The sequence below is a fragment of the Caldivirga sp. genome, assembly GCF_023256255.1.
In the GTDB taxonomy this organism is placed as follows: Archaea; Thermoproteota; Thermoprotei; order Thermoproteales; family Thermocladiaceae; genus Caldivirga.
Map to the genome: position 1 here is coordinate 1 of NZ_JAGDXD010000054.1, position 5,082 is coordinate 5,082.

General features: G+C 41.3%; 4 protein-coding genes. 2 read left to right on the forward strand and 2 right to left on the reverse strand.

The window, feature by feature from the left end:
* On the reverse strand, window positions 1-2,089 hold a 2,089-nt coding region (locus Q0C29_RS08435; protein WP_292000219.1), incomplete at its 3' end, for an ABC transporter substrate-binding protein.
* A gap of 288 nt (window positions 2,090-2,377) precedes the next feature.
* Here Q0C29_RS08435 and Q0C29_RS08440 point away from each other — a divergent pair.
* Window positions 2,378-3,043: a helix-turn-helix domain-containing protein gene (locus tag Q0C29_RS08440; protein WP_292000220.1), complete on the forward strand. Its 666-nt coding sequence runs from the start codon at window positions 2,378-2,380 to the stop codon at window positions 3,041-3,043.
* Window positions 3,044-3,046: 3 nt separating this feature from the next.
* Here the strand turns inward: Q0C29_RS08440 and Q0C29_RS08445 are convergent, their stop codons facing one another.
* Window positions 3,047-3,883, reverse strand: coding sequence for an SDR family NAD(P)-dependent oxidoreductase (locus Q0C29_RS08445; RefSeq protein ID WP_292000221.1), 837 nt, complete (start codon window positions 3,881-3,883; stop codon window positions 3,047-3,049).
* Window positions 3,884-3,976: 93 nt separating this feature from the next.
* Here Q0C29_RS08445 and Q0C29_RS08450 point away from each other — a divergent pair, with 93 nt between their 5' ends.
* Complete coding sequence (locus tag Q0C29_RS08450) at window positions 3,977-4,951, forward strand: NAD(P)-dependent oxidoreductase (protein ID WP_292000222.1); 975 nt, start codon at window positions 3,977-3,979, stop codon at window positions 4,949-4,951.
* Window positions 4,952-5,082: the final 131 nt, after the last annotated feature.

Below are 5,082 nucleotides of genomic sequence, written 5' to 3' on the forward strand. Positions count from 1 at the left end.
TTGTGTGGAAGTATGAGGCAACGCACTGCTGCAACTGAGGATCAGGGTTAGGTAAGCCTATTAAAACAGCCCACTTATGGAAGTACGGATTAGTCCACAATGAACCATTAATAATAGCCTCAGCCAACGGTGGAATAACACCAGGAGGAGCAAAAGCACCCATGAATAGCCATGTGTTAAACCCTGGATAAAATCCATCCCAACCCCAACCCATAGCCCAATTATGAAGTAATGCATATGCAGCCCTAGTGTACTGTGGGTTACTGTAGTTGATGCACGTGTATGCCCACATTGGGTCAACCATACTCTTTGGGAATGCGTAGGCAATCTGAGCCTCAAATTGCTCCACACCTGGCACCCAATATTCAAACCATGCAAAATACGCTTTAACTAGGTCATAGTATGTTGATGTACCTGGTACTGCAGCAGATATTGCAGCTATCCAGTTTGAGAAGTTGAAGTAGCCAAACGTCGAATTCACACACCATACAATAGTATTGTTAGGTATTGGCAAATTGGTGATTAATGGCTTGCAATACCAACCAGTAATCTGGCCATTTTGGACAATGGGGTAAGCGAAGGGTGTTGTACGACCTGGAATACACCAAGCTGAAGGATATAATGCTGGGGCTGTACCATAGGCATAATCATAATATATCCATGATTGGTCAACGCCACCCTTATTCGAACCCGCATAGAACCAATCAGTAGCGGTATCAGGTAATTGACAGCTCGTGAGCTGAGAACTATATGTACTTGACTCAACAGTAACAACAGTAGTCTTAATCCCAAAGTTAGTTAATGTTAATGCATCAACCTGAGCTGCCTTTAACCACGCAGGATGAGCACCACTATTAGCGTATAGTGTTAAGGTTAGTGGTGTTCCGTTTGGTAGGTACCATTGCCCATTCTTGTAGTATAGGCCCGCTGACTCTAGGAGATCAGCTGCCTTGGTCCAGTTTGGTTGAGTGAAGTTAACAACCATAGCCCTAATATCCTCAGGGAAAGTCAACCAAAGACCAGAAACAACATTGGGTTCAGGCGCTGGAACATTAATATAAACTGGCGTTATAAGCCAAGATGGACCCCATGCGGTGGCTGCCTCAGTCCTATTAATAATGTATAAGAACGCCTGCCTAACCTGAGGAATATTAAACGGATAATATGTAGGTAGCGCTACACCTTCAATTGATATATCAGGCAATAATGGTATCATGTAACCGTGACTTTCAAGTACCTGCATGTATGATACTGCTGGGTACCATGTGTGTATGAAGTATGGTTGGCCACTTATTGCTAATGATACTAATTGTGTTAGTCCTCCTGATAAACCTATGTTTATTGTTATTTGCGGATAGTATTGCCACGTGTGGAATGGTATTATCTTATCCCACTCAGCCAATAATGGCACACCATTGAAGTAATCCGGTTCAAGCTTAACTATGACATAGCCACCACTAACACTGGTAACGTAGTATGGGCTTAGCCCCCAGTATGGGACTACCATTTCAGTTATGTTAGCTGAACCAAATTTCAATGCTTCACTTGTACTCATGGTCTTTAATTCCATTACTACATTCTTCCACACAGGCCATGGAGTGTTGGGTATCCAGCTCATTAGAAGCCAGTAATACCCTGTTGCTGACCAGTAGTCGAAGTGTATTGATAATGTGTAGTTGTTTATGACTATTAAGTCCTTGTCAGCGTTCTGGGGCATTAACCAAGGCTCCCAACTCCCGAAAGCCTTATCACCAATATAAAACCACGCATACACATCCCATGCAGTAAACGGAATAACCGCAGTACCATTAAACCAGTATATATCATGCCTAAAATAAATAATCAAAGTATGATTCTCAGGGAAAACAGTCCAATTCTCAGCCAAAACAGGCCACCATTGGCCAGTAGGATCATTATAATCAGCAATAGGCATCCAAGTACCAGTGAAGAACAGAATATTTCCAGTAGCCCATGGATTCCACCAAGGAGCAGGCCAAGGAGTAACAAGAGTATAGTACCATGGAGCAGCCATATACATATTATACGTAGGATAAGACTGCTGAGCATGAACCACATATATATTATTCATGAATACTAGCGTAGCCAATAAAATTAATGCCCCAAGTGCTATACTGATTTTGATGTATTTTATTAGTTTTACTATATTTTCATTTTTAGCGAATAGATTCATACAGTAGTTTCTTTCATCTGAGATTAATAACTCTTGTTCTAACGTGTTCGATGATTAATCAATATTTTACATTATTTACATATTCATGATCTCATATTATTTAATATAAGATGTATTTACAATATTTAGAATCGGGTTGATACTTGAATAAAATTTAAAAATAATGAAATAAAAATTAGTCTTCATATGGTACTGATGCTTAAGGTTATGCTTCATCATTATGGTGATTGGACCGAGTTAACTGAGAAGTATCCTATAACTGTGTATAACCCCTACTTCATTCCCCTTCAGGGTGCTAATATTAATCTTGAGGTTTTCAGGATAAATAGGAGGCTTAGTGAGGTCACTAAATCATTCATCGATGAGCTTAAGGGTAAGTATAGTGGAATCATTAAGGTTGTTAACATTATCCCCAGTGCTAAATTCACGGATCTCATAATCTATGCTAACTATGGGTTCAGTGTTAAGTCTGTTTTTGTTGATAATAGGGCCTTTGTTGTGTCCTCTAAGTACAGTGATGGCTTGGAGCACTTCACAGTTATGTTGACTAATAACGGTATGGCCAATGAAGCCTTAAGGGATATTAGCAGTAGGCTTAAGGAGAAGGCCAATGTATTATTATTCACGTATAAAAGGATAAATGAAGTACATGCTAATAATAGTGAGTTAACGCCCATTGAGCATGAGGTTCTTGTAAAGGCTGTCGAGAGGGGATACTTCGATTACCCACGTAAGGTTAACTTAGCAGACTTAGCTAGGGAGTTAAACTTATCCAAGGCTACTGTAGACTTCCACCTCAGGAGGGCTGTTAAAAAGATTGTTAATAAATATGTGAATGGAACAGACACCTAAGCATTAAGCCTTCTTGTTCTTTGTTAGGTCTTTTATCTTTATTCCTGTTGGTGATATTGATGTTAGCCCCCCGTCTACTATTATTGTTGTTCCCGTTATGTAGCTTGCTGCCTTTGATGATAGGAATAGTATGACGTTAGCTATTTCCTCCGGTTTGCCGAACCTACCCATTGGTATTGCCTCTGAGATTACGCTATAGGCGTGTTCCCAATTTCCCATTGGGTCTAGGCTGCTTGACTTAACTCTATTTAATGGTGTGTCTATGGCTCCTGGTGCTACTCCAATAACCCTAATACCGTACTTGGCTAGGTCGAGTGCCATTACCCTTGTTAAGCCTAATTCAGCAGCCTTAGTTACACTGTATGCTCCGGTGGTTGGTTCGCATTCAATGCCTTGAACCGATGAAATATTGATAATTACCTTACCTTCACCTTTAAGCAGTAGTGGTAGGAATTCCTTGGCCAGCATGTAGTATGCGTCTAGGTTAACCTCAATCAACCTCCTCCAAGTCTCGTAATCATAATCCTCAAAGGGCTTATCAACCTCAATGGAGGCATTATTCACTAAGACGTCAAGCTTACCGCACTTAGCCTCAATAGCATCCCTAAAGGCCCTAACATTATCCCTACTTGAAACATCACCAAGGAGTAGAATAGGCTCAATACCCCTATCCCTCAGATACTTAATAGCCCCATTAGCAGGTTCCCTCCTAACGCCATTAATGAAAACCCTACCACCAGCCCTACCAAAACCCTCAGCAATTGCTAAACCAATACCCTCAGTGGAGCCAGATATGAAAACGCACCAATCCTTAAAGTTGAAAGTAACCTCACCAGTCATTATTAAGTCTTAACGTATCCCCTTATTAAGCTTAAGTTATTGATTTATCATGAGGTGTTAATACTTATTAAGCTTAATTAGGGTGATTTACACATGAGTGAAACAATCCTAGTCACAGGTGCCAGTGGCCAGGTCGGTAGTTTTGTGGTTGGGGAGTTAATTGAAATGGGTTATAGAGTTATAGCTCTTGATGTTAGGTTTAGTGGTGAATTAATGGCTAAGAAGGGGCCTAGTCTTGAGTTGGCTAGTATTGATTTGATGGATTTTGATGAGTTAATTGGGGTTATTAAGAGGTTTAATGTTAAGAGGATCATTCACTTAGCTGCAATGATACTGTTGGAGTCTAGGGTTAGGCCCCTTAAGGCTGCTAAGGTTAACATTATTGGTACATTTAATATTTTCGAAGCTGCTAGGTTAATGGACCTTAAGCGCGTTGTCTACGCGAGCTCAGAGTCAGTCTACGGTTCCCCCTCAGTCTACGGTAAGGGTAGTGTTAATGAGGATGACTACCCCCATACTCCCCCGGATCCATACCACGTAACTAAACTTGCCAATGAACTATATGGCGCATTCTACATGAGTAATTACGGCCTAGAGGTAATTGGGGGTAGGTTAACTACGGCATGGGGACCTGGTAGGTACAGCGGCTATACTGGGCAATTCAACAGTTTCCTGAGGGATGTCATATTGAAGGGTTATGGTAGGGTTCCAGACGACTTCGCGTATAGTGGTGCCAAGTATAGGTGGCTTTACGTTAAGGATGCTGCTAGGGCTTTCATACACCTAGCCCTAGTGGATAAGGTTAAGAGACCAGTCTACAACCTCGGCTCCAAAACACCGTTCACAATGATTGACGTACTGAATGCAATTAAGGAACTCCTACCGAATGCTAAGGTTGATTACAAGCCCCTAGATAAGCCTACTGAAACATCATCAAAAGTACCAGGTCCAGCTGGCTTAGACGTAGACTGCAGTAGACTATACGGTGAATTAGGATTCACGGAGAAATATGGCCTAAGGGGAGGATTAAAAGACATGATAGAGTACGAGAGATCAAGGGTAACTTGATTCCCCCTTTATATTAAGGTATTCTTACCCTTTTCATGGAGACATCCATTGCCCTATTTAGAGCTTGGCCTTCATTGGGTTTCATTGGGTGCCTTCCTTAAGGCTTCAGCGGCATCCTCCAATTAAACATC